This window comes from Actinoplanes cyaneus (genome assembly GCF_016862095.1).
In the GTDB taxonomy this organism is placed as follows: Bacteria; Actinomycetota; Actinomycetes; order Mycobacteriales; family Micromonosporaceae; genus Actinoplanes; species Actinoplanes cyaneus.
In genome coordinates this window covers 90,089-113,014 of the sequence record NZ_BOMH01000068.1, presented here as the reverse complement: position 1 = coordinate 113,014, position 22,926 = coordinate 90,089, and the positions used below count along the sequence as shown (strand labels likewise).

Genomic DNA, 22,926 nt, shown 5'->3' with positions numbered 1-22,926 from the left:
TCCCCGGAGAAGTGGGTCGCGGCGTCCCCGCGTACGGGAAAGGGCATTGTCATGGATCTTCAATTGTCCGGAAAAGGCGTCGTCGTCACCGGTGCGAGCCGCGGCATCGGATCGGCGATCGCGCGCGCTTTCGCCGAGCAGGGCGCCACCGTGGTGGCCGGGGCCCGCACCACGAGCAAGGAGCTCGCGGCGATCGACGGCGTTCACCCGGTCGCCGTCGACCTCGCCACGCCGCAGGGCGCCACCACGCTGGTCGAGACCGCGCTCCCGCTGCTCGGTGGCCGGCTGGACGTGCTGGTCAACAACGTCGGCGGCGTCCATCCGCGGCTCGGCGGATTCACCTCGGTCACCGACGAGGAATGGCTCGAGACCTTCACCCTCAACTTCCTTTCCGCCGTACGGGTGACGCGCGCGGCCCTTCCGGAACTGCTCCGCAATGGTGGTTCGATCGTCACGATCTGCTCGGTGAACGCGTCCCTGCCGGACCCCCTCGTCATCGACTACAGCGCGAGCAAGGCGGCCCTGCTGAACTTCTCGAAAGCGCTGTCCAAGGAGGTCGGCCCGCGCGGCGTCCGGGTCAACACGATCAGCCCGGGCCCGGTCGAGACGGACCTGTGGCTCGGCGCCGGTGGCGTCGCCGAGACCATCGGAGGCGCGAGCGACGTGACCCCGGATCAGGTCGCCGAGAAGGCGGTCAGCGGCACCGCCACCGGCCGTTTCACCCGGCCGCGGGAGGTCGCCGACCTGGCCCTGCTGCTGGCCAGTGACCGGGCCGGGAACGTCACCGGAACCGACGTCCTGATCGACGGCGGGATGACCACCAGCCTATGAGTCCCGCAGGGCGTCGGCCAGACCGCCGCGGGACCGCACGCCGATCTTGGGGTAGATCCGGTAGAGGTGCGTGCTGACCGTGCGCGGCGAGACGTAGAGCTGGCGGGCGATCTCCTGATTGCTCAGCCCGCGCGCGGCGAGCTGGGCGATCTGCAGTTCCTGGGCGGTCAGCGGGGCGGTCCGGTCCTGCGCGGCACGCACCGTCTCGCCGGTCGCCCGCAACTCGCGCCGGGCGCGTTCGGCCCACGGCGTCACGCCGAGCGCCGTCAGCGTCTCCAGCGCGGCGCGCAGCACCGGACGCGCCTCGGCCGGGCGTCGATGGCGGCGCAGCCACTCGCCGTACGCCAGCTGGGTCCGGGCCCGCTCGAACGGCCAGTCGGCGAGGTCCGCGGCGAGCGCCTCCCGGAACGCCGGCTCCGGCTCGGCGGCGAGCAGCGCCGTCGCGTAGCGCAGGTGAACGGTGAGGACCGGCCAGGGCGCGGTCGCGGCGAGGGCCCGGCACTCGTCGACGATCGGCTCCAGCTCGGGCAACCGGTCGGCCAGCCTGCCCGCCTCGGCCAGATGAGCGAGGGCGAGGAGCCGCACGTACGGGTGATAGGCCGCGTCGTTCGGGTCGAACACCCGCGTGAGCTGCTCGAACGCGTCCACGGGCTTCCCGGCGGCGAGCAGTGCGACCCCGCGGGCCGTCGCGATGACGCACAGGAACGGGTGCCGTCCGCCGGAATGCAACGCCCGCTCCGACTCGTCGGCGTGGGCTGCCGCCGCGGCGTCGTTGCCGCGCACCGCCTCGGCCAGGGCCAGGCACAGCTTCGCGCTGATCGCCCCGACGAAGTTCTTCATCTCGAGCGCGAGTTTCTGCGCCTCCTCGCCGGCGATGACGGCGAGCCGCACCTCCCCGGCGTGCGCCGCGACCCAGGCCTGCGACCTCAGCGCGGCCAGTAGCGTGTTGACGTGCCCGTTGAGGCGCGAGCCGGCCACCGCGTCGGCCAGCAGCAGCGTGGCTGCCGGATGGTCGCCGATCGACGTGGCGGCGTCCCCGAGCTCGAACAGCCGGTCCGGGTTGCTGGGCGGGGCCGTCAGCCGCTCCCCCACCCGCGCCACCACCTCGGCGGCCCGCTCGGTCGGCGCGTTGTGCGCGAGCACCCGGATCAGCCGCGGGTCGTCCGGCGGGATCGCCAGCCGCTCGGCGAGCGCGACGATGTCCGTCCGGCGTTCCGGCGGCGGCGGATCCCACCAGTTGCGCAGCGAGAACATCCCGAGCGCGTCGAGAGCGAGCTCGTCGTCGCCCTGGTCGATGAGGCGGCGCACCACGTCGAGCAGCCGGGCGTGCCGGGTCTTGCCGGACCAGCCCTCGCCCAGCATCGCCTCGCGCATCCACAGGAACCGGACCTGCTGCCCGGTGTCCAAGTCGTGCTCGCCGAGAGTTCGCAGCAGATTCTCGGCCCGCTCCCGGTCACCGAGCTTCATCATCGCGGTCACCGCCCACATCAGCCGGTCCGCCCGGGTGCGCGGGTCCGCCGTCAGCTCGCCGGCCCGCTGCCAGGCCACCGCCGCGGTGTCGGCCGCGCCGCTGCGCCCGGCGCGCGCCGCGAGCTCGGCCAGCCGGTGGGCGAGCCGGTCGTCGGCGCGGACCGTGGCGGCCGCGCTGTGCCAGGTGCTCCGGTCGCTCTCCGCCGGCAGCACCCGGGCCAGGGCGGCGTGCGCGGCGAGCCGCTCGGCCACGCCCGCGGCCTGCTGCACCGCTGACCGGATCAGCGGGTGCCGGAACCGCACGGTGACCCCGTCGGTGGTGAGCAGGCCCGCTGACAGCGCCGGCTGCAGGGTCGCCGGCGAGACCGGGCCACCGGTCAGCTCGGCCCCCGCTGCGAGCACCTCGCCGAGCTGCTCGCTGTCGTCCAGCGCGGCCACCAGCACCAGCGAGCGGGCCGCGGCCGGCAGGGCTGCGACCACCGTCGCGTAGGTCCGTTCGAGCCGCGCGGTCAGCGGGAGCGAGCCCGCTCCGGCGTACTGCCCGGCGGTGGCCGCGAGCTCGATCAGGCCCAGTGGGTTGCCGCCGGACTCGGCCAGGACTCGGCTGCGCAACGCCGGCGACAGGTCGGCGGCGACCAGGTCCAGCAGCGACTCCGCGGCGTCGCCGGCGAGCGGGCCGACCAGGGTCTCGGCCAGCCCCGACCCGGCCAGCCGGGCGGCGGCCTCGTCGCTCTCGCGGACCGCGAAGAGCAGGACCAGCGGCTCGTCCGGCAGGCGCCGGGCGAGGAACGCCAGTGCCTCCCAGCTCTGCAGATCGATCCACTGGGCGTCGTCGACGATCAGGCAGAGCGGGCCGGCCTCCCCGGCGGAGCTCAGCAGCTCCAGCGCCCGCAGGCCGGCGGCGGGCGGCTCGGCGTCGTCGAGCGCCACCGGCCCCAGCGGATCCAGCAGCTGGCGCAGGGCGGCGAACGGCAGGCGGGTCTCGGCCTGCACGCCGGTCACCGACAGCACCCTGATGTTCCGCTCCCGCGCCAGGTCGCCGGCCCTGGCCAGCAGGGCGCTCTTGCCCATGCCGGCCGCACCGCGCAGCACCAGCGCGGCGCCCGCCGGCTCCGCTGTCCGCGCCAGCGCCGTCGCGATCCGGCCCAGCTCCTCCGCACGCCCCACCAGTGGCTCGCCCACGACCGCCCCCATGATCCGTCGGCGGTCAGCCTCGCACACCGGCTCCCTCCCGCTCGGTCTCCCCCGGGGTCAGTCCTCCGGCGCCACCGCCGGGCCGGCCGGGGCGCTCACGACTCCGTGCCGTCCGCGGGCAGTCGCTCCGGCAGCCCGAACCGCGCGAACCGGTCAGCGTGGAACGTCACGATCTCGCTGATCGCGCCGCCGCTGATCCGCAGCACGTCGAGGGTCAGCGGCAGGTACGCCCCCTCCTGCTCCCGCCAGTGGTAGAAGGCGACCGCGGGCTGCCGGTTCGCGGCGGCCGGAACCGCGCGCAGGCCGGTCATGCCCGCGAAGCCGTCCGCGGTCCAGTCACCGATCACCGCGTCGCGGCCGATCTGCAGGCCCGGCGTGGGCGGCATCGAGCAGCGGACGTCGTCGCGCAGCATCGAGGCGAGCGCCGGGATGTCGGTGGCCACGCTGGCCTCGGTGAAGCGGCGCACCAGCTCCCGCGTCCCGGCGTCCTCCTGGCCGCCGGTCCAGTCCTGCCGCTGCTCGGGCAGGTGCTCCCGCATGCCGGCGCGGGCCCGCTGCAGCGCGCTGTTCACCGAGTTGACCGAGTCGCCGAGCAGATCCGCGACGTCCTTCGCCGGCCAGCCGAGCACGTCGCGCAGGATCAGCACGGCCCGCGGGCGCGGCGCCAGGTGCTGGACCGCGATCAGGTACGCCAGCTCGATCGTCTCCCGCGCCACGGCCAGGGTCTCCGGCTCGTCCGCGTCACCGGCCGGCAACTCGTCGAGCAACCGGTCCGGGTAGGGCTGCAGCCAGAGGACCTCGCCGCCGGTCGCGGGCTCCGGGCGGCGCTTGGCGAGCAGGTCCAGACAGGCGTTGGTCGCGATCCGGTACAGCCAGGCCCGGAATGTGGACCGCCCCTCGAACGTCTCGCGCCGCCGCCAGGCCCGCAGGAACGTCTCCTGCACGGTGTCCTCGGCGTCCTCGAACGAGCCGAGCATCCGGTAGCAGTGCACGTGCAGCTCCCGCCGGTGCCGCTCGGCCAGCCCGGTGAACTCCGGCTCGCCGGCTCCGCCCACGCCCCGCTCGCCCAGCCATGTGTCCGCGCTCATGCCGTCATCCTTTCGCCTCGTCATGTCCTTCGCAGATATGACGGGGCCGGGCGCGAGAACTCATCACTCGCGCCCCGGCCGGATGATCAGCCGCCGTCACGGCACGGGCAGGGCCGACGCCGAGCTCGCACCCAGGGCGGCCGATCAGCCCGCCGTCACGACCGGGCACGGCGGGCACGGGGCTTACCCCGGTCGGCCGATCAGCCCGCCGTGGCGACCCGGGCGCGGCGGACACCGAGGCGGATGCCCTGGCCGAAGACGCCGTCGGTGAACAGGCCGAAGCCGAGCACCACCTGCCGCGGCACGACGAGCTCCTCGGCGCCACCGCCGGACTTCTTCAGGTAGCGCGCGTCCAGGGACTGCGTCCCCAGCCGGTCGGCGGTCAGCACCTCGGCGCCGTCCAGGCTCCACCGGGCCGTCCCGGCATCCGGGTCGAGGCCGACCTCGAACCGGTGGAACTGATCCGGCTTGCGGTCCGCGACCGGCACCGCGTACGAGAAGGTCGCGTGACTGCGATCGGGCCGCGGCAGACGCTCGTACAGCGCGTAGACCGTGTTCTGGGTCAGCACGAAGTCGAAGACCAGCCCGGACTCCATGTCCACGCAGATCATACCGGCCATGCCCAGGCGCAGGTCGGAGCCGGGATCGGTGACGGTGTCCCCGAGGTGGTGCTTGCCGGTGCCGAAGAACTGCGCGGCCATCTCGGTGCCGGCCGTCAGGACCTGCCCGGGACGGACGTCGAACCCGGCCACGCCGGTGGAGGCGACACGGCCGGCGAAGGCGGCCCACCGGATGTGCTCGGTCACGCCGCCCTCGGACGGTGCGAAAGCCGGCTCGCCGGTCTCCGGGTCGCGGCCGGGCGGCTCGATCACGATGCCGTCGCCGGTGGTGTGCACCACCCCGTCGCCGGCCGGGAGCGACCCGACCGGCCGGAGCCGCCACCTGGCGGCGTCCCCCTCGGTGCGCAGTCCGTCGCTGAAGTCGTCCAGGAAGACCTCCTGAACGACGGTCTCGGTGTTGATCTCCACGTATGACTCCTCTCCGGAGCCGAGCGGGGCGAGGGCGAACAGCCGCTCGTCGTACTCGACCGGCTCGCCGTTGTCCTTGAACACCTCGACGACGCGGCCGTCGAGCTCCGCGTTGACGGGGATCATGAGTTTCATCGCCTCGACGATCGCGACCTGCTGCCCGGCGACGACCGTGTCACCGACCTCGACGAAGGGCTTGGCGCCCGGTTCCGGCGCCCGGAAGAACGCGCCGACCATCGGCGCGGTCACGAACGACAACCCGTCCGCCTCCACCTGAGGGGCGACGGCGACCGGGGCCGCCGGTGGCGCCGGCTGAGCCGGCGCGGTCGTCACCGGCCACTCCAGCTCGACGCTCACCCCGCCGGCCTGCAACCGCAGCGCGCTCGGCGGCTGCGACACCCCGGAGAGCAGATGCAGAGCGTTGTCACGAACCAGCTCGAGAACATCGCGCAGTTCGCGATCGTCCTGACTCATACCGGCGCTCCCTAGTAGTTGCCGAGGCCGCCGCAGACGTTCAGCGCCTGCGCTGTGACGGCCGCGGCATCCGGGCTGATCAGGTACTCCACCATCGCGGAAACCTCGCGCGGCTCGACGTAGCGGCCGATCGGGACCCGGGCGGTGATCCGCGCGTGGGCCTCCGCCTCGTCGACGCCCCAGATGCCGGCGTAGTGCTCGCGGACGCGCTCGGCCATCGGCGTCTCCACGAATCCGGGGCAGACCGCGTTGACGGTCACGCCGCTCTTGGCCAGCTCCAGGCCCCACGCCTTGGTCAGGCCGACCACGCCGTGCTTGGAGGCCGAGTAGGGCGCGCCGTGCACGACGCCCTGCTTGCCGCCGGTGGAGGCGATGTTGACCACCCGGCCGTTGCCCTTGGCGAGCATGCCGCCGTCGGTCAGCGCCGTCTTGGTGACCAGGAAGACGCTGTTCAAGTTGGTGTTGATGACCTCGAACCAGAGATCCTCGGGGACTTCCGCGGTCACGCCGCCGCCGCTGCGGCCGGCGTTGTTGACCAGGACGTCGAGCGGGCCGAACCGCTCCACCGCGGCGTGGACGAGGTCACGCACCTGCTCGGGCACGGAGACGTCGCAGCTCTGACCGTCCACGTCGAACCCCTCGCCGGTCAGCTCCTTCACCGTGCCGGCGACCGCCTCGGCGTTCCGGGAGCAGATGAAGACACTGATGCCCAGGCCGGCCAGGCGGCGGGTGATGTCCAGGCCCATTCCGCTGGTCGCGCCGGTGACGAGGGCTACCCGCCGGGTCTGTTGCGTCATGAATCCTCCATCGCATCGGCCATCAGGTCTCCGATGGTGTCCGCCGTGGCTCGAAACCCGGTCGAGCGGGCCTGGAGGCTCATGCGGGCGTCCATGCGTTGTCGAGCGGGGTTCGAGCGGGGCTCGGCACGGTGGACACATCGACCGACGATCCGGAGTGAGCCCATGACGAGCAGCACCCAGTCCCGCACCGAGTTGTACGCCGAGGTCCAGCAGTTCTACGCGCGTCAGATGCAGCTGCTGGACGGCGGCGTCTTCGAGGCGTACGCGGACACGTTCACCATCGACGGCGAGTTCCGGCACACCCCGGGCCGGGAGCCGGCTCGCGGGCGTGAGCAGATCGTCCGCGAGCTGCACGAGTTCCACGAGCGGTTCGCCGGCGACCCGGTGCAGCGCCGCCACTGGTTCAACCACGTGAACCTGGAGCCCCAGGAGGACGGCACGATCCGCTCGACCGTCTACGCCCTGGTGGTGACCGTCCGGCCGGGCGTGAAGCAGCCGATCATCGCGCCCAGCTGCGTGGTGCACGACGTGCTGGTCCGTGAGGACGGCGAGTTGCTCAACCGCTCCCGCCGGGTGGAGCACGACCAGCTGTTCTGAGCAACGGCTGAGGGCGGCCGGGACGAGGTGTCGTCCCGGCCGCCCTCAGGCATGCGCTCAGGGCCGCAGCAACTCGTCGACGAGCGCCGTCGTGTGCGTGGCCCCGCGGAACCGGTCGTCGTCGAGGACCCGGGCCAGGAAGTCGCCGGTCGTCCGGACCCGATCGCCGGTCACCGTGAACTCGGACAGCGCCCGCAGCATCCGGGCGATGGCCTCGTCCCGCCGCGGCGCCCAGACCACGAGCTTGGCCAGCAGCGAGTCGTAGTTCGGCGGCACCGTGTACCCGGCGTGGACGTGCGTGTCGACCCGGACGAACGGCCCGCCCGCCGGGATGAACTGCTCGATCAGCCCGGGGGTCGGGACGAAGCCGTTGGCCGGGTCCTCGGCGTTGATCCGGCATTCCAGAGCGACACCACGCAGGCGTACGTCGTCCTGCTCGAGATCGAGCGGATTGCCGGCCGCGATCCGCAGCTGCTCGCGGACCAGGTCGATGCCGGTCACCATCTCGGTCACCGGGTGTTCCACCTGAATGCGGCAGTTGACCTCCATGAAGTAGTACTCCCCGTCCGGGGCGAGCAGGAACTCGAAGGTGCCGGCGCCGACGTATCCGGCGGCCAGCGCCCCGGCGACCGCGGAGGCGCCCATCTGCTCGGCCAGGCCCGGTGGCAGGCTCGGGGCCGGCGTCTCCTCGATCAGTTTCTGGTGCCGGCGCTGGACCGTGCAGTCGCGCTCGCCCAGGTGGATCGCGTTGCCGCGCCCGTCGCAGAGGACCTGGACCTCGACGTGGCGGGCGTCGGACAGGTACTTCTCCACGTACACCCGGCCGTCACCGAACAGCATCTGGGCGGTGGCCTGGGTGCGCCGGAACTCCTCGGCGAACCGGTCCGGGTCGTGCACGACCTGCATTCCGCGACCGCCGCCACCGGCGCAGGCCTTGATGATGACCGGGAAGCCGATCCGGCCGGCGAGCGCGGCGGCCTCCTCCGGGCCGAGCGGGTCGAGGCCACCAGGCAGCAGGGGCAGCCCGGCCGCGTGCATCAGCGACCGGGCCGTCGCCTTGTCGCCGAGCCGGCCCATCACACCGGCCGGTGGGCCGACCAGGACGATGCCCAGGTCCTCGCAGGCCTCGGCGAAGTCGGGCGACTCGGAGAGGAATCCGTACCCGGGGTGGACGGCGTCGGCGCCGGTGCGCTGGGCGGCCTCGAGGATCGCCGCCGCGTTGAGGTAGCTCTTCCCCGGCGCGGCCGGCCCGATCTGCACCGACTCGTCGGCGAAGCGGACCACCGCCGAGTCACGGTCCGGCACGGAGTGCACGGCGACGGTGGCCACGCCCAGCTCCCGGCACGCGCGGGCGACCCGCAGAGCGATCTCGCCCCGGTTGGCGATCAGCACCTTGGCGAACATCGGTTCGGTGGCCGGGTTCACCGCACCTCCTCGCTCATCGTCCAGAGTTCCGCCTCGACCGTCAGCGACGAGCCGAACTGGCGGAACCGGGCCCGGCGGTCGGCGCACAGCTCGGCGCCGTTGAGCCCGTCCAGCTCGCGCAGGCTCTGCCCGATGGCCAGCCGCAGCCGGTCGGCGGCGGCCAGCGGCGCGGCGCCGGTGCCACCCTCCGGTTCCGGGATGACGCCGTCGACGACGCCGAGCCGCAGCAGGTCCCGCGAGTTGAGCCGCAGCGCCGCCGCGGCGTCCGCGGCCGCCGACGGATCGTCCCAGATGATCGCGGCACAGCCCTCCGGGCTGATCACCGAGTAGACGCTGTCGGCGAACATCAGCACCCGGTTGGCGAGGGCGAGCCCGAGCGCGCCGCCGCTGCCGCCCTCGCCGATCACGACGGACACCACCGGCACCCGCAGGGAGGCCATCAGCCGCAGGCTCTCCGCGATGGCGACCGCCTGGCCCTGCTCCTCGGCATCGGCTCCCGGGTAGGCCCCCGGGGTGTCGACGAGCGTCACGACCGGGATGCCCAGCTTGTCGGCGAGGCGCATGAGCCGGGCCGCCTTGCGGTAACCGGCCGGCGACGGCATCCCGAAGTTGCGCCGCATCAGCTCGGCCGGGGTGTGCCCCTTCTGCTGGCCGATCAGCATCACCGCGCGTCCGTCGAGCCAGGCGGTGCCACCGACGACCGCGGCGCACTCGCCCCCGACCCGGTCGCCGCGCAACTCCTGGAAGTCGGCGCAGATCATCGATGCGTAGTCCAGCGTGGTCGGCCGGTCCAGCTTGCGGGCCCGGGCGACCTGGGCCCACGGGTCGGCCTCGGGCAGGTCCCGGGGGTCGCGGATCACCGGCGCGTCCGGCGCCGGGTCACCGGACCCGGAGCGGCCACCGGCCGGCCGGCTGCCGACCCGCAGCAGTCTCGCCAGTTCCGGGCGCAGCCGACGGCGCGCCACGATCAGGTCGATGAAGCCCCGTTCCAGCAGGAACTCCGCGGTCTGGAACTCCGGTGGCAGTTGCTGGCGGATGGTCTGCTCGATGACGCGGCGGCCGGCGAACCCGAGCCGGGCGCCCGGCTCGGCCACGATGACGTCGGCGAGGGTCGCGAACGACGCGGCCACCCCGCCGAAGGTCGGGTCGGCGATCAGCGACAGCGTGAGGATGCCGGCCTCGTCCAGCTGGGCGAGGGCGGCGCTGGTCTTGGCCATCTGCATGAGCGAGAGCGCGCCCTCCTGCATCCGGGCGCCGCCGGAGGACGAGACGATCAGCAGCGGGGTCCGCTCGGCCAGCGCCGTCTCCGCGGCGAGGGTGATCAGTTCGCCGACGGCACTGCCGAGGCTGCCGCCCATGAACCGGAAGTCCATCACCGCGGCGATCACCGGCAGGCCCTCGATGGTGATCCGGGCGCAGAGCACCGCCTCCTCCATGCCTGTCCGGGCTCGTGCCGAGGCCAGGCGTGACGGGTACGGCCGGGTGTCGACGAAGCCGAGCGGATCCTCACTGCGGGCGACGAAGTCGAGCCGCTCGAACTCCCCGCCGTCGGACAGCTGCCGCAGCCGCTCCTGGGCGCTGACCGGCGCGTGGCGGCCGCACTCGGGGCAGACGCCGAGGTCGCGCGCGAACCGCTTGCCGTAGACGAGGGTCCGGCAGCCTCGGCACATCACCCAGTCGGCCGAGTCCATCGTTACACCGTCCCGGCTGCGGCCGAGGCGGCGGCGACGGACCGGGCCAGGGTGTAACCGGTCATCTCCAGGCCCTCGACGCCGGGGATCGCGAGAATCGCCTCGCGCAGCGACCCGCTGTTCGGGCTGGCCTTGAAGGACTCCCGGTACGCCTGCTCGCTCGACCACTGCGCGTAGTTGATCACGCGGGTGCCGTCGATGCTGACGTGATAGTTCGCGGACACGAAGCCGGGCTGGAAGCGGACCCACTGCTCGACCTCGCCGGCCAGCAGGTCCAGCAGCGGCTGACCGGCAGCGGGGTCGCCGAGCCGGATCGTGACCAGGGCGACGAAGCCGGTATCGGGCCGGGAAACGTCGATCATCATTGCTCTCCTCGGTGGTCGGAACGGTGGTCAGAGCTTCAGCAGCAGCGCCGCGTAGGCGCCGGCGGCCGGCTCGAACTGCAGCACCACGTGGCTGGACGCGGCGTTGACGTCGCGCCAGAACCGCTGGATGGCGTTGGTGGACGACTGGCCGGAGGTGCCGGCCGCCCGGAAGAGCCGGTCGACCGCGGTGACCAGCAGGTCGACGGCGAGTGCGCAGTCGCGCGTGCTGCGGGCCACGTCGAGCGGGCCGACAGTGCCGGTGTCGGCGACCGCGGCGACCCGGCGCAGCAGGAGTTCCGCCGCGTCGATCTCGCCGGACGACCGGGCCAGCGTGAGCTCGTGACCGGCCGGCCCGGCGGCGGTAAGCCCGGGTCGCGGCGCCGCCTTGCGTACCTTCTCGCCGAGGTAGCCGGTCCAGGCGTCGAGCGCGCCCCGGGCGGCGCCGAGCACGGGTGCCGCGAAGGACAGACCATTGACTGCTTTCAGCGGTACGGCGTGACAGAGCGCCGCCGAGCCACCCGCGCCACCGGCGGCGACCTCGTCGCGGGTGAACGACCGGGCGGCCGGCACGAACTGGTCGGCGATCACCAGGGTGTTGCTGCCGGTGCCGCGCATCCCCACGTTGAACCAGGTGTCCTCGATGCGGTAGCCGGAGCGCGGCACCGCGAAGAAGCGGGCCTGCGGCGCGGCCCCGGTCGCCGCCATCGCGCAGACCAGCGCCCAGTCGGAGTAGTCGACGGCGCTGACGAACGTCCAGCGGCCGCTGAGCTGCCACCCGCCGTCCACCGGCTGCGCCGTGCCGACCGGCATCAGTGCGCCGACGATCAGCGGGTCCGGGCCGGCGGACCAGAGCTCGGCCTGCCCCTCGGCCGGCAGGAACGCGGCCATCCGCCCGAGGCTGGCGGTGAGCGACGCGTACCACGCGGTGGAGGCGCAGGCCGAGCCGATGGTGACGACCGCGTCGGTCAGGTCGGTGAAGGTGCCGGCGTTGCCGCCCCAGGCGGCCGGGACGAAGTGCCTGGCGAAGCCGGCCGCCAGGACCGCGCTCACCACCTCGGGGTCCAGGCGCCGGTTGTCCTCCGCGTCGTTCGCGCATCGGGCGGCGATCGCGGCGATCCCGGTCGCCGCGCTCGGCAGATCGGTATCGGTCAGCGGGTGATTCAGCACGCTGGTTACCTCCTGGGTGCGGCGACGGATTCTCCGGCGCGGGAAGGTGCCCGGAGAGAATCGCCCGGTCCGCTCGAGAAAGGCTCGACAGCGGCTCGCGCGACATTCGATGGACGCATTTTCGAGTCGCGTGCGAGCGGCGCTCTATCGGCGGCGGATAGACATTTGCCCGGCGCACGGCAGGTGATTCCGGTGGGTGCCCGACCCGCCGCGCCGGCCGTGCGATCCCATACCGAATCTGAGAGGCAGATGATGACCCTGAAGTCGAAGTGGGCCACCCGCGTCGCGGCCACCACCGTGCTCGCGCTCGCCGGTGTGCTGCCGGCGGTGTCCGCGCAGGCCGCCACGGAGACCACTGCGGCGGCGGCCACCCCGGTCACCGTCAACTACGGCTGCTACGTCACCTTCCCCGGCGGGGAGACGACAGTGCCCTACGCTCTCACCTTCACCACCTCGGCGCCGGCGACGGTCGCCAAGGGCCAGTTCTTCAAGGTGACGCTCGACACCCCGGCCATCACGCCCAACCCGGCGATCCAGTCCCAGGTCCAGGACGTCGCCGTGCGCTTCAAGCTGCCGACCGGCGCCGTGCCGGTGGCCTGGTGGCTGACCGGTGGCACGGTCAGTGGCGCGTCCGTCGAGCGGCAGGGCGACGTCCTGGTGCTGAAGGCGGCCGGCCCGTTCCCGGCGGCGACCGTCTTCGACCTGCCCGAGCTGGACGTGCTGCTGCTGTCGAAGGTCAAGACCGGTGTCCTGACCACGGCCACGGGTGGCACCGGCACCGACAACCCGTCGTTCTCGTGGACCCGGACCAGCGCGTCGGCCGGTGACCCGGCCGGCACGCTGCGGCCGTTCCGTTGCGAGCCGGCCGCGACGGTGACCCTCACCAGCACGACCGCGACCAAGTGACGTGACCGCCGGGCGGGCGTCGCCGGAAATGTCGGTGCCCGCCCGGCGACACCTGTTCCAGTCAAATCCGAGTGACATTCGAGCGACATTCGAGAGTTGCCCGAGCCGGAAACACGGCCGCAATACAGAACGCGCCTTCACATCGGCGAAAGGAATGCGCAGACATGCTTCGTACGACAGTTTATTCTGCCTTTGGAGGCGGTCAATGACGCGCCGTGTGGTGGTCACCGGGATCGGCGTGCGGGCACCCGGCGGCCGGGGCGTCAAGGAGTTCTGGGACCTGCTCACCGCCGGACGCACGGCCACCCGCCGCATCTCCTTCTTCGACCCCTCGCCCTACCGCTCGCAGGTCGCCGCGGAGATCGACTTCGACGCCGAATCGGAGGGCCTGACCCCGCGGGAGATCCGCCGGATGGACCGGGCGGCCCAGTTCGCGGTGGTCTGTGCCCGCGACGCGGTCGCCGACAGCGGTCTGGACTTCGCCGCCACCGACCCGCACCGGGTCGGCGTCAGCCTGGGCAGCGCGGTCGCCGCGGCCACCAGCCTGGAGAGGGAGTACCGGGTGCTCTCCGGCGACGGCGCCGCCTGGGAGGTCGACCACCGCTACCTGTCCCCGCACATGTACGACTACCTGGTGCCGAGCGTGATGCCGGCCGAGGTGGCCTGGACCGTGGGCGCCGAGGGGCCGGCCGCGATGGTCTCCAACGGCTGCACCTCCGGCATCGACGCGGTCGGCCACGCCGTGCAGCTGATCCGCGAGGGCAGCGCCGACGTCATGGTGACCGGCGCGTCCGACACCCCGATCACCCCGATCGTGGTCGCCTGCTTCGACGCGATCAAGGCGACGACCCCGCGCAACGACGACCCGGAGCACGCCTCCCGCCCGTTCGACGCGTCCCGCACCGGATTCGTGCTGGCCGAGGGCGCCGCGGTCTTCGTGCTGGAGGAGTACGAGTCGGCCCGCCGCCGCGGCGCGCACGTGTACGCCGAGATCTCCGGGTACGCCACCCGCTGCAACGCCTACCACATGACCGGGCTCAAGACCGACGGTCGCGAGATGGCCGAGGCGATCCGGTCGGCACTGGACGAGTCGCGCCTGGACGGCACCGCGATCGACTACATCAACGCGCACGGCTCGGGGACCAAGCAGAACGACCGCCACGAGACGGCGGCGTTCAAGCGCAGTCTCGGCGACCACGCGTACCGGACCCCGATCAGCTCGATCAAGTCGATGGTCGGGCATTCGCTGGGCGCGATCGGCTCGATCGAGATCGCCGCGTCGCTGCTGGCGATCGAGCACGGCGTGGTGCCCCCGACGGCGAACCTGCACTCGGCCGACCCGGAGTGCGACCTGGACTACGTACCCCTGACCGCCCGGGAGCGACGGCTGGACGCCGTCCTCACCGTGGGCAGCGGCTTCGGCGGCTTCCAGAGCGCGATGGTGCTGCGCCGCCCGGAAGGAGCGACGGCATGACCGGCCCGCACCACGAACCCGTCTACGTCACCGGCATCGGGGTGATCGCCCCGAACGGCCTCGGCGCCCAGCAGTACTGGGACGCCACGCTGGAGGGACGCTCCGGCATCGCGCCGCTGACCCGGTTCGACGCCTCCGCCTACCCGGCGGCGCTGGCCGGGCAGATCAGCGGCTTCGAGCCGAAGGACCACATCCCGGGCCGGCTGCTGCCTCAGACCGACGTGTCGACACGCTTCGCGCTGGCCGCCGCCGACTGGGCCCTGACCGACGCCAAGGTCGACGCCGGCAGCCTGGTCGACTACGAGATGGGCGTGGTCACGTCGAACGCCTCCGGCGGTTTCGACTTCACCCACCGGGAGTTCAACAAGCTCTGGGCCCAGGGCCCGCAGCTGGTCAGCGTGTACGAGTCGTTCGCCTGGTTCTACGCGGTCAACACCGGCCAGATCTCGATCCGGCACGGGATGCGCGGGCCCAGCAGCGCCCTGGTCGCCGACCAGGCCGGCGGGCTGGACGCGATCGGCCACGCCCGGCGGACCGCCCGCCGCGGCACCCGGCTCGTGGTCGCCGGCGGGGTGGACTCGGCCTTCGACCCGTGGGGCTGGGTGTCGCACCTGTCCAGCGGCGGGGTCAGCCAGGTCACCGACCCCGCGCGCGCGTACACCCCGTTCGACAGCGCGGCGGCCGGCTGGATCCCGGGCGAGGGCGGCGCGATCCTGGTGCTGGAACGGGCCGAGGCCGCCCGCGCCCGCGGCGAGAGCCAGATCTACGGGGAGATCGCCGGTTACGCCTCCACCTTCGACCCGCCGCCCGGCTCGCCCCGGCCGCCGGGCCTACGCCGCGCCGCCGAGCTGGCACTGGCCGACGCCGGCGTGACCCCGGCCGAGGTGGACGTGGTCTTCGCCGACGCCGCCGGCCTGGCCGGGCTGGACCGGGCCGAGGCGGCCGCGATCACCGGAATCTTCGGCCCGCACGGCGTCCCGGTCACGGCACCGAAGGCGCTCACCGGCCGGCTGCTCTCCGGTGGCGGCCCGCTCGACGTCGTGTCGGCACTGCTGTCCATCCGCGACGGGGTGCTGCCGGCCACGGCCGGGACCGAGGACGTTCCCGGCGACTACGGCCTCGACCTGGTCCTGCACGAGCCGCGGGCCGCGCGCGTCGCGACCGCTCTGATCCTCGCCCGCGGCCGGTGGGGGTTCAACTCCGCCGTCGTCGTCCGGGCCGTCCGTGACTGACCATTCGCTATCCAAGGAGCCCGCAATGCCCATCATGACCATCGACGACCTGCAGCGCATCCTTGTCAGCTGTGCCGGGGAGGACGACGCCACGGCGACCGTCACCGACAGCGCCGGCCGGCGATTCGACGACCTGGGGTACGACTCGCTCGCGCTCATGGAGACCGCGGCGCGCATCGAGCAGGAGTTCGGCGTGAAGCTGCCGGACGACGAGGTGAACGACGCCCGTACCCCGCAGGAGTTGCTCGACCTGGTCAACGGCCGGCTGGCCACGGCATGACCGGCCGCGTCACCCGCCACACGCTGACCGTCGCGGCACCGGCCGACACCCTGTACGCGCTGGTCGCGGACGTGACCCGATGGCCGGTCATCTTCGAACCCACAGTGCACGTCCGGCTGCTCGAGCACGACGGGCACAGCGAGCGGTTCCAGATCTGGGCGACCACCAACGGCGAGGTCAAGACCTGGACGTCGCGGCGCACCCTCGACCCGCGAGCGCGGACGATCACGTTCGCGCAGGAGCGCAGCCAGGCGCCGATCGGGTCGATGGGCGGCGCCTGGCACTTCCGGGAGGTGCCCGGCGGCACCGAGATCGTGCTCGACCACGACTTCACCGCGGTCGGCGACGACCCCGCCGCGCTCGACTGGATCACCCGGGCGGTCGACCACAACAGCCCGGTCGAGCTGGCCGCGCTGGGCCGCGTCGCGCAGGGCGGGCACCCGATCGACGACCTGGTGTTCACGTTCGAGGACCTGGTGCGCCTGCCCGGCGCGGCGGCGGACGCCTACGAGTTCGTGAACCGCTCCGACCTTTGGCCGGACCGGCTGCCGCACGTCAGCCGGGTCACGCTGCGCGAGGAGCCGCCCGGCGTGCAGGACATGGAGATGGACACCGTGACCGCCGACGGCTCGGCGCACACCACGCGCTCGATCCGGCTGTGCTTCCCGGCCGAGCAGATCGTCTACAAGCAGCTGGTGCCGCCGGCGCTGCTCACCGGGCACAGCGGCAGCTGGGAGTTCCACACCGGGGTCGAGGGCACGGTGGTCATCGCGCGGCACACCGTGGCGATCAACCCGGCCACGATCACGACAGTGCTGGGGCCGTCCGCCACGGTGGCCGACGCCCGCAGGTTCCTGCGCGACGCGCTGGGCGCCAACAGCCGCGCGACCCTCACCCACGCCGGGGCGTACGCGGGCGCCCGGGTGCCGGTCACCGAGGGAACCGTCCCGTGATCCCGTCCGTGGCCGGCCCGGAGCTGGAGGCCTCGCTGACCGAGGTGGCCGACGGCGTGTACGCGTACGTCCAGCCGCCGGGTGGCTGGTGCGTGAGCAACGCCGGGGTGGTGGCCGGCCCGGACGGCGCACTGGTGATCGACACGCTGGCCACCGAGCGTCGTGCGCGGCGGCTGCGGGACGCTGTCGACGCGCTCCGGCCCGGCCCGCGCCGGACCGTGGTCAACACCCACCACCACGGCGATCACAACTTCGGCAACCACCTGTTCGGACCGGCCGCGCAGGTCGTCGCACACGAGCTGGCCCGCACCGAGATGGCGGCGACCGGGATGGCCCTGACCGGGCTCTGGCCGGACGTGCAGTGGGGCGACGTGCGGGTCACCCTGCCGACGCTCACGTTCGCCGGCCGGGCGGCGGTGCACGTCGGAGACCGGCGGGTGGAGTTGCTGCACGTCGGGCCGGCGCACACCACCAACGACGTGGTGGCCTGGCTGCCCGACGAGCGGGTGCTCTTCGCCGGTGACGTCGTCCTCTCCGGGTCGACGCCGTTCAACCTGATGGGATCGGTCTCCGGCGCGCTGGTCGCGGTGCGGCGGCTGCGCGAGCTCGGCGCCCGCACGATCGTCTGCGGGCACGGGCCGGTGGCCGGTCCGGAGGTCTTCGACACCACCACCGACTATCTGGAATGGATCCAGCGCCTCGCCGCGGACGGTGCGGCCGCGGGCCTTACCCCGTTGGAGGTCGCCCGCGAGTCGGGAACCGGTGACTTCGGTCACCTGATAGATCCGGAACGGATCGTCGGCAATCTTCATCGTGCCTACGCCGAGCTGGGTCCGGGCGATCTCGGCCGTCCGCTCGACGTGGTGTCGATCTTCGGCGAGATGGTGGAATACAACGACGGGCTCGTACCAACATGCCTGGCATGACCATTTTCACCGACGCCGAGCGCGAATACCTGCAGTCCGGCCCGAGTCCCACCCTGCTGGCCCGGATCGCCACCGTGGGATCCGACGGCATGCCCCACGTCGCACCGGTCGGCTGGCGTTTCGACGCCGAGCGCCAGGCCATCGAGATCGGCGGCACCGGCATGGGCCAGAGCAAGAAGTTCCGTGACGTGGCCCGCTCGGGTCGCGCCGCGATCGTGATCGACGACGTGCTGCCGCCGTGGCAGCCACGCGGTATCGAGATCCGGGGCCGGGCCGAGGCGGTCGACGGGCCGGACGCGTACATCCGCATCGTCCCGCAGCGGATCACCGCGTGGGGCCTCGACGGCCGCCGCAACGCCCGCGACGTGCCGGGCACGAGCTGACACCCATGACCGAGGAGAAGACGTGACCGACAAGAAGGTCGCCATCGTGACCGGATCGTCGTCCGGCATCGGCGCCGCGATCGCGCGGCGTCTGGCCGCGACCGGGACCCGGGTAGTGGTCAACTCCGCGCGCAGCGCCGAGGCCGGCCGCGAGCTGGCCGCGACGCTGCCCGAGGCGACATACGTCCAGGCCGACATCGCCACCCCGGACGGGGCCCGGCGGCTGGTGCAGGCGGCCGTCGAGGAGTACGGCCGGCTCGACGTGCTGGTGAACAACGCCGGCACGACTCGGCGCATCCCCCACCCGGATCTCGAGGCGGTCACCCCGCAGGTGTGGCACGAGATCCTCGACGTCAACGTCGTGGGCACCTGGCAGACCGCCGTCGCCGCGATCCCGCACCTGCGGGAGTCCGGCGCCGGCTGCATCGTCAACATCTCCTCGGTCGCCGGCAGCCGGCCGGCCGGCAGTTCCATCCCGTACGCGGTCAGCAAGGCCGCGGTCGAGCACATGACCCGGCTGCTGGCCAACGTGGTCGGGCCGGAGGTGCGGGTCAACGCCGTCGCCCCCGGCCTGATCGAGACGCCGTGGACCAGCCAGATGACGCAGATCGCCGAGAAGGTCCGGCAGGAGACCCCGCTGCGGCGCGTCGGACTGCCCGATGACGTCGCCGAGGTCGTGCTGGGCCTGATCCGATCGACGTACGTGACCGGCCAGGTGCTGCTGGCCGACGGCGGCGCACACCTCATCTGACCGCTCGCTGCCGGTCGGCGTGCATCGCCGGCCGGCAGCCGTCCCAGGAAAGGACGGAGAAACATGAAGCTGGGTGTGAACCTCGTCTACCAGGGCGCCGGCGAGCTGGCCAGGGAGGCCGAGCGTCTGGGGTACGCGATCGCCCTGGCCCCTGAGGGCTACAAGTCCGACGCGCCGAGCGTGCTGGGGTACGTGGCCGGGCAGACCGAGCGGATCGCGCTGGCCTCCGGGGTCATGCAGATCCCGGGCCGCACCCCGGCGATGGCGGCGCTGACCGCGGCGACGCTCGACAGCCTCTCCGGCGGCCGGTTCCGGCTGGGCCTGGGCGTGTCCAACCCGGACGTCGCGAACGGCTGGTACGGCGCCGCGTCCGACCATCCGCTGGGCCGGACCCGCGAGTACGTCGGGATCGTGCGCGCGGCCCTGCGCGGCGGCCCGGTCAGCCACGACGGCACCTACTACCCCCTGCCCGCCACCGGTAGCTCGCCGGCGCCGCTGCACCTGTTCACCGAGCCGCTACGGGCCGATCTGCCGATCTACCTGGCCGCCGTCGGCCCCCGGAATCTGCGGCTCGCCGGCGAGATCGCCGACGGCTGGATCGGCGTGTTCGCCTCCCCGGCCGCGGTCAAGTCCGCGGTGGACGAGATCCGCGCCGGCCGGGCCCGGGCCGGTCGCGAGCTGGACGGGTTCGACGTGCTGCCCTGCCTGGCCACCTCGGTGGCCGGCGATCCACGGCCGGCCGCCGACGCGCTGCGGGCACACTTCGTGTACCTGCTAGGGATCGGCGACCGCGAGCGCAACTTCTACTGTGCGATGGCGGACCGGCTGGGGTTCACCGAGGCGGTCACCGAGTTGCGCGATCGGCTCGCGGGCGGCGACCGGGCCGGTGCGGCGGCCGCCGTGCCGTTCGACTTCATCGACGCCACCTCGCTGATCGGGCCGGTCGACCGCATAGCGGGCCGCATGCGTGAGTACGCCGACGCCGGCGTCACCACGCTGGGGATCATGGTCTCCGCCGCGGCGACCGATCTGGACGGGCGCCTCGCCATCGTCCGGCAGGCCGCCGAGGCCCTGGAACGCTCCGGCACCGCCGGCTGACCCGCACACGTCGACGTTCGACGCATTCTCGACCGATTTTCGAGATCGGGCGAACAGGATGGGCGGCGTTCGCCCTCCGAGCACCTTGCCGCGCTGCCACGCCGGTTGCACGCCGGCAGGCCACCAGGAGGAGAGGGACGTGATTTCAGCAGGTCCGCACCACGACGCCGAGGCACAGGGCACGGTGGAGCCGGCGACATTCCGGGACGCGATGGCGCGGTTCCCGACCGGGGTGACGATCGTGACCACGCACGACGAGGACGGGGTGCCCTACGGGTTCACCGCCAGCTCGTTCTGCTCGGTCTCGCTCGATCCCCCGCTGGTTCTGGTGTGCCTGGCCAAGAGCGCCAACTCCTACCCGGTGTTCGCCCGGACCGGCCATTTCGCCGTGAGCATCCTCCAGGCCCACCACGCCGACGTCGCACACCGGTTCGCCAGCAAGGCGGCCGACAAGTTCGCCTCCGGCGAGTTCGTCCGCACCGATCAGGACCGGACCGTGCTGGCCGGTGCCGCGGCCGCCGTCGAATGCCTGGTCGCCAGCCGGTACGACGTCGGCGATCACATGATCATGGTTGGCCGGGTGGACACGGTGCTGCTCGGTGACAAGGGAACTCCGGCCATCTACTTCGACCGTCGCTTCGGCACGGTCGCCACCGTCTCGCGCGAGTAGGCGACCCGCGGAGCGCGACATCAGAGAGGAACCAGACACCGTGGCGGACACCGACCTCGGACATCCGCGCCGCTGGCGCATCCTTGCGGTACTCGTCGGCAGCCTGATGGCCGTCATCATCGACACGACGATCCTGAACGTGTCGCTGCGCACGCTCTCCGATCCCGTCCTGGGGTTGGGCGCCACCCACGGCGAACTGGAGTGGACCCTCAACTCGTACACCATCGTCTTCGCCGCCCTGCTGTTCAGCTGGGGTGTGATCGCCGACCGGGTGGGGCGCAAACGGGTCCTGCTGACCGGCCTGGTCATCTTCGGACTGTCCTCGCTGGCCTCCGCCTACTCGCAGAACCCGGAACAGCTGATCACCGCCCGGGCGCTGATGGGCGTCGGCGCGGCCGCGGTCATGCCGTGCACCCTGGCCATCATCGCCGCGGTCTTCCCGATCACCGAACGGGCCAAGGCGATCGGCATCTGGAGCGCCGCGATCGGCGTGGCCATCGCGCTCGGCCCGATCACCGGCGGTCTGCTCCTGGCCCACTTCTGGTGGGGGTCGGTCTTCCTGGTCAACGTGCCGATCGTGGTGCTCGTCATGATCGCGATCGGGGTGGCGGTGCCCGAGTCGAAGGCGCCCGCCAAGCGGCCACTCGACGTCCCCGGCGTCCTGCTCTCGATCGCCGGGCTGGTCCTGCTCGTCTACGGCGTGATCGAGGGCGGCAGCCGTGGATCGTTCACCGAGCCGGTGGCCTGGGGCCCGATCCTGGCCGGGCTCGTGGTGCTGGGACTGTTCGTGTGGCACGAACGCCGTACGGCGAATCCTGCCTTCGAAGTTCGACTGCTGCGACACCCGGGCTTCTCGGCGGCGATCGCGGCCGTCGGGTTCGTCTCGTTCGCGATGTCCGGCTTCCTGTTCTTCAGCGCGTTCTACCTGCAGTCCGTCCGGGGGTTCACGCCGTTGCGGGCCGGCGCCTGCACCCTCGCGCTCGCCGCCGCGCTCGCGATCTTCGGGCCGTTGAGTGCCGCCACGGTACGGCGGTTCGGGCCGAAACTGGTCTGCTCCCTGGCCCTGGTGACCGTCGCGGTGGCGCTGACGGCGCTCACCCTGGTCGACGCGGACACGCCGATCTGGGCGATCCTCCCGGACTTCTTCCTCCTGGGCACGGGCATCGCGCACGTGATGCCGCCGGCCGCGGTGTCGGTCATGATGTCGCTGCCGCGGGAGAAGGCCGCTGTCGGCTCGGCCATGAACAACACGATGCGCCAGGTGGGTCAGGTGGTGGGCGTCGCCGTGCTCGGTTCCGCGCTGAGCGCCGTCTACCGCCTCGACATTGAGGACAAGCTCACGGTCCTGCCCGCGGCGACGGCGGCGAAGGCCGGTGAGTCGATCGAGGCGACGCTGGCCGTCGCGCGTCAGGACACGACCCACGGGGCCACCCTGGTCCAGGCGGCCCACGACGCGTTCGTGTCGGCGATGCACGTCAGCTCGCTCTGTGCCGCGGTGGTGGCGCTGATCGGCGCGGCTGTCGTCGCGCGCTGGCTCCCCGGCAAGCCGGCCGCCGGCGCCAACCCGTGGGGCGGCGGAGGCGGCGGCAGTTCCTGGAGCGGCACAGGCGGCAGCGGCGGGGGCAACTCCTGGAGCGGCACCGGCAGCAGCGGCGGGGGCAACTCCTGGAGCGGCACCGGAACCGGCAGCGGCGGGGGCAACTCCTGGGCCGGCGCCGGCAGCAGCGGTGGCGGCGACTCCTGGAACGGCAACGGTGGTGGCGAAAGCTCCTCGACGGGTGCGGCCGGCGGCGGCGATTCATCGAAGGGCACTGAGGGACGGGTCGACACCGCAGCCGACAAATAGGAATTCCCGGGCCTAAAGAGCCGATCTGCAGGGCCGACCCATGTGGTCGGCCCTGCTTCTTTTGCGCGATCAAATTTCCGAGCGGGAAGAATACCGTCGGCGGCGTAATGTTCCTCACTTCCTCCGACGGCAACCGCGGTGTCGATCTTGTTAGACAGACATCTATAGTTGTACCCCACCAGCGGATTCATGAGATGGACGCCGCCGCCGTGGAGATCAAACTTCGCGGGGCGCGAATCTGTCATTTACACGATCGCCATTCGGCATGTCCGGGCAA

At 72.5% G+C, this 22,926-nt stretch carries 21 protein-coding genes; 13 read left to right on the top strand and 8 right to left on the bottom strand.

Translation table 11 applies throughout. The annotated features are described in order from the left end of the window. Positions 1 to 51 precede the first annotated feature (51 nt). Entirely contained in the window at positions 52 to 831 is a 780-nt protein-coding gene (locus tag Acy02nite_RS38615) for an SDR family NAD(P)-dependent oxidoreductase (RefSeq protein ID WP_203752932.1), read from the top strand. Here the strand turns inward: Acy02nite_RS38615 and Acy02nite_RS38610 are convergent. The 4 genes from Acy02nite_RS38610 to Acy02nite_RS38595 all read right to left on the bottom strand — a co-directional run bounded on the left by Acy02nite_RS38610 (position 826) and on the right by Acy02nite_RS38595 (position 6,882). Then, the gene (locus tag Acy02nite_RS38610) at positions 826 to 3,483 is read right to left on the bottom strand and encodes a helix-turn-helix transcriptional regulator (protein ID WP_203752930.1); all 2,658 of its coding nucleotides are present in this window, start codon (positions 3,481 to 3,483) and stop codon (positions 826 to 828) included. The two genes, Acy02nite_RS38615 and Acy02nite_RS38610, sit on opposite strands and share 6 nt — an antisense overlap. Before the next feature lie 107 nt (positions 3,484 to 3,590). Further along, positions 3,591 to 4,583, bottom strand: coding sequence for an RNA polymerase subunit sigma-70 (locus Acy02nite_RS38605; protein ID WP_203752928.1), 993 nt, complete (start codon positions 4,581 to 4,583; stop codon positions 3,591 to 3,593). Between the two features lie 200 nt (positions 4,584 to 4,783). After that, complete coding sequence (locus tag Acy02nite_RS38600) at positions 4,784 to 6,085, bottom strand: DUF6081 family protein (RefSeq protein ID WP_203752926.1); 1,302 nt, start codon at positions 6,083 to 6,085, stop codon at positions 4,784 to 4,786. An 11-nt stretch (positions 6,086 to 6,096) separates the two neighbouring features. Next, a complete protein-coding gene (locus Acy02nite_RS38595; RefSeq protein WP_203752924.1) occupies positions 6,097 to 6,882 on the bottom strand; it encodes an SDR family NAD(P)-dependent oxidoreductase in 786 nt (261 codons plus the stop codon). 165 nt (positions 6,883 to 7,047) lie between these two features. Between Acy02nite_RS38595 and Acy02nite_RS38590 the strand changes: the two genes are divergently transcribed. Continuing rightward, entirely contained in the window at positions 7,048 to 7,482 is a 435-nt protein-coding gene (locus Acy02nite_RS38590; protein ID WP_203752922.1) for a nuclear transport factor 2 family protein, read from the top strand. A gap of 57 nt (positions 7,483 to 7,539) precedes the next feature. On the opposite strand, the gene Acy02nite_RS38585 is transcribed toward Acy02nite_RS38590, so the two are convergent. From Acy02nite_RS38585 to Acy02nite_RS38570, 4 genes are read right to left on the bottom strand one after another with little or no spacing between them, the layout of a single operon-like run. Continuing rightward, positions 7,540 to 8,886 carry an acetyl-CoA carboxylase biotin carboxylase subunit gene (locus Acy02nite_RS38585; protein ID WP_203753056.1) on the bottom strand — a complete coding sequence of 449 codons (1,347 nt, stop codon included), beginning with the start codon at positions 8,884 to 8,886 and terminating at the stop codon, positions 7,540 to 7,542. 17 nt (positions 8,887 to 8,903) lie between these two features. Continuing rightward, a complete protein-coding gene (gene accD, locus Acy02nite_RS38580) occupies positions 8,904 to 10,598 on the bottom strand; it encodes an acetyl-CoA carboxylase, carboxyltransferase subunit beta (protein ID WP_203752919.1) in 1,695 nt (564 codons plus the stop codon). A 2-nt stretch (positions 10,599 to 10,600) separates the two neighbouring features. Continuing rightward, positions 10,601 to 10,963, bottom strand: a complete 363-nt coding sequence (locus Acy02nite_RS38575) for an antibiotic biosynthesis monooxygenase (protein ID WP_239175597.1) — start codon at positions 10,961 to 10,963, stop codon at positions 10,601 to 10,603. Between the two features lie 27 nt (positions 10,964 to 10,990). After that, positions 10,991 to 12,130, bottom strand: coding sequence for an acyl-CoA dehydrogenase family protein (locus tag Acy02nite_RS38570; protein WP_203752917.1), 1,140 nt, complete (start codon positions 12,128 to 12,130; stop codon positions 10,991 to 10,993). A 249-nt stretch (positions 12,131 to 12,379) separates the two neighbouring features. On the opposite strand from Acy02nite_RS38570, the gene Acy02nite_RS38565 reads away from it, so the two are divergent. The 11 genes from Acy02nite_RS38565 (at position 12,380) to Acy02nite_RS38515 (ending at position 22,649) form a co-directional block, all read left to right on the top strand. Continuing rightward, the gene (locus tag Acy02nite_RS38565) at positions 12,380 to 13,036 is read left to right on the top strand and encodes a hypothetical protein (protein WP_203752914.1); all 657 of its coding nucleotides are present in this window, start codon (positions 12,380 to 12,382) and stop codon (positions 13,034 to 13,036) included. Positions 13,037 to 13,241: 205 nt separating this feature from the next. Next, positions 13,242 to 14,510: a beta-ketoacyl-[acyl-carrier-protein] synthase family protein gene (locus Acy02nite_RS38560; protein WP_203752911.1), complete on the top strand. Its 1,269-nt coding sequence runs from the start codon at positions 13,242 to 13,244 to the stop codon at positions 14,508 to 14,510. Then, entirely contained in the window at positions 14,507 to 15,742 is a 1,236-nt protein-coding gene (locus tag Acy02nite_RS38555) for a ketosynthase chain-length factor (protein WP_203752908.1), read from the top strand. The genes Acy02nite_RS38560 and Acy02nite_RS38555 overlap by 4 nt, the downstream gene beginning before the upstream one ends. A gap of 25 nt (positions 15,743 to 15,767) precedes the next feature. Beyond that, positions 15,768 to 16,022, top strand: coding sequence for an acyl carrier protein (locus tag Acy02nite_RS38550; RefSeq protein ID WP_203752905.1), 255 nt, complete (start codon positions 15,768 to 15,770; stop codon positions 16,020 to 16,022). Beyond that, positions 16,019 to 16,975, top strand: a complete 957-nt coding sequence (locus Acy02nite_RS38545) for an aromatase/cyclase (RefSeq protein ID WP_203752902.1) — start codon at positions 16,019 to 16,021, stop codon at positions 16,973 to 16,975. Before Acy02nite_RS38550 ends, Acy02nite_RS38545 begins: the two co-directional genes overlap by 4 nt. Beyond that, a complete protein-coding gene (locus Acy02nite_RS38540) occupies positions 16,972 to 17,901 on the top strand; it encodes an MBL fold metallo-hydrolase (protein ID WP_239175596.1) in 930 nt (309 codons plus the stop codon). Before Acy02nite_RS38545 ends, Acy02nite_RS38540 begins: the two co-directional genes overlap by 4 nt. Beyond that, a complete protein-coding gene (locus Acy02nite_RS38535) occupies positions 17,898 to 18,284 on the top strand; it encodes a PPOX class F420-dependent oxidoreductase (RefSeq protein WP_203752899.1) in 387 nt (128 codons plus the stop codon). Before Acy02nite_RS38540 ends, Acy02nite_RS38535 begins: the two co-directional genes overlap by 4 nt. Before the next feature lie 22 nt (positions 18,285 to 18,306). Beyond that, positions 18,307 to 19,035, top strand: coding sequence for an SDR family NAD(P)-dependent oxidoreductase (locus Acy02nite_RS38530; RefSeq protein WP_203752897.1), 729 nt, complete (start codon positions 18,307 to 18,309; stop codon positions 19,033 to 19,035). A gap of 63 nt (positions 19,036 to 19,098) precedes the next feature. Then, on the top strand, positions 19,099 to 20,133 hold the full coding sequence (locus Acy02nite_RS38525; protein ID WP_203752895.1) for an LLM class flavin-dependent oxidoreductase: 1,035 nt from the start codon (positions 19,099 to 19,101) through the stop codon (positions 20,131 to 20,133). Between the two features lie 139 nt (positions 20,134 to 20,272). Continuing rightward, positions 20,273 to 20,803, top strand: a complete 531-nt coding sequence (locus tag Acy02nite_RS38520) for a flavin reductase family protein (RefSeq protein ID WP_275407307.1) — start codon at positions 20,273 to 20,275, stop codon at positions 20,801 to 20,803. A gap of 40 nt (positions 20,804 to 20,843) precedes the next feature. After that, positions 20,844 to 22,649 carry a DHA2 family efflux MFS transporter permease subunit gene (locus Acy02nite_RS38515; RefSeq protein WP_264653296.1) on the top strand — a complete coding sequence of 602 codons (1,806 nt, stop codon included), beginning with the start codon at positions 20,844 to 20,846 and terminating at the stop codon, positions 22,647 to 22,649. Positions 22,650 to 22,926: the final 277 nt, after the last annotated feature.

Bases quoted from the DNA above. Each gene is read 5' to 3' on its own strand.
- Acy02nite_RS38605 (WP_203752928.1), bottom strand. From the start codon at position 4,583: ATGAGCGCGGACACATGGCTGGGCGAGCGGGGCGTGGGCGGAGCCGGC.
- Acy02nite_RS38615 (WP_203752932.1), top strand. From the start codon at position 52: ATGGATCTTCAATTGTCCGGAAAAGGCGTCGTCGTCACCGGTGCGAGC.
- Acy02nite_RS38590 (WP_203752922.1), top strand. From the start codon at position 7,048: ATGACGAGCAGCACCCAGTCCCGCACCGAGTTGTACGCCGAGGTCCAG.
- Acy02nite_RS38555 (WP_203752908.1), top strand. From the start codon at position 14,507: ATGACCGGCCCGCACCACGAACCCGTCTACGTCACCGGCATCGGGGTG.
- Acy02nite_RS38535 (WP_203752899.1), top strand. From the start codon at position 17,898: ATGACCATTTTCACCGACGCCGAGCGCGAATACCTGCAGTCCGGCCCG.
- Acy02nite_RS38585 (WP_203753056.1), bottom strand. From the start codon at position 8,886: ATGTTCGCCAAGGTGCTGATCGCCAACCGGGGCGAGATCGCTCTGCGG.
- Acy02nite_RS38525 (WP_203752895.1), top strand. From the start codon at position 19,099: ATGAAGCTGGGTGTGAACCTCGTCTACCAGGGCGCCGGCGAGCTGGCC.
- Acy02nite_RS38560 (WP_203752911.1), top strand. From the start codon at position 13,242: ATGACGCGCCGTGTGGTGGTCACCGGGATCGGCGTGCGGGCACCCGGC.
- Acy02nite_RS38545 (WP_203752902.1), top strand. From the start codon at position 16,019: ATGACCGGCCGCGTCACCCGCCACACGCTGACCGTCGCGGCACCGGCC.
- accD (WP_203752919.1), bottom strand. From the start codon at position 10,598: ATGGACTCGGCCGACTGGGTGATGTGCCGAGGCTGCCGGACCCTCGTC.
- Acy02nite_RS38595 (WP_203752924.1), bottom strand. From the start codon at position 6,882: ATGACGCAACAGACCCGGCGGGTAGCCCTCGTCACCGGCGCGACCAGC.
- Acy02nite_RS38550 (WP_203752905.1), top strand. From the start codon at position 15,768: ATGCCCATCATGACCATCGACGACCTGCAGCGCATCCTTGTCAGCTGT.
- Acy02nite_RS38575 (WP_239175597.1), bottom strand. From the start codon at position 10,963: ATGATGATCGACGTTTCCCGGCCCGATACCGGCTTCGTCGCCCTGGTC.
- Acy02nite_RS38600 (WP_203752926.1), bottom strand. From the start codon at position 6,085: ATGAGTCAGGACGATCGCGAACTGCGCGATGTTCTCGAGCTGGTTCGT.
- Acy02nite_RS38565 (WP_203752914.1), top strand. From the start codon at position 12,380: ATGATGACCCTGAAGTCGAAGTGGGCCACCCGCGTCGCGGCCACCACC.